Annotated in this window: 1 protein-coding gene and 1 pseudogene; both read left to right on the top strand. The window is 30.6% G+C overall.

All coding sequences use genetic code 11. The features are described from left to right. Positions 1-214, top strand: a 214-nt coding sequence (locus NK213_RS17930) for a DNA methyltransferase (protein WP_253351756.1), incomplete at its 5' end; no start/stop codon positions are given. 39 nt (positions 215-253) lie between these two features. Beyond that, a pseudogene (locus NK213_RS17925) lies at positions 254-594 on the top strand (hypothetical protein); the annotation flags it as partial.

Here is a 594-nt window from a genome sequence, read left to right as displayed (position 1 = left end):
TCATAAAAATATATGGGATGGATTTTTAGGAAGTGGAAGTTCACTAATAGCAGCAGAAATATCAGGGAAAAATATGTATGGTATTGAATATGAAGAAGAATACTGCCAGATGATAATAGAAAGATATCTTAATTTTACAGGAGAAGAGAAGATTGTAATTAATGGCCAAAAAGTTTTATGGTCTGAATACAAGGAGCGTGTTCCTAATGAATAAAAATAGAAAGCTAAAAAAGATATTAGAGGACAGCTCGTAATGGAAGAAAAAAAGAAATTAATAAGATTTGAGTATGAAGAAAAAGGAAAAAGTTTAAAAGAGCTTTCTATAGAATATGAAATAAAATTGGGAACATTGAAAAGTTGGTCAAGCCGAGAAAAATGGAATAAAAAAAAAGAAAAATCTGCAACCGGAAATGCAACCTTTAATAAAAAGTTGCAACCGGAAAGAAAAAAGGTTGCAGAGGTTGCAAAGGATAAAGAAGGCAATAAAACAGAGGTTCAGAAGCAAATAATTAAGTATAACGGGAAGCTAAATGACAAGGAAATAATGGAACTTTCTGGAACTCCGAAGACAACATATTACAGATATAAAAATGA

This window comes from Sebaldella sp. S0638 (genome assembly GCF_024158605.1).
Lineage (GTDB): Bacteria > Fusobacteriota > Fusobacteriia > Fusobacteriales > Leptotrichiaceae > Sebaldella.
The sequence above is the reverse complement of the archived record's forward strand: the minus strand, read 5'-3'. Positions and strand labels throughout refer to the sequence as shown.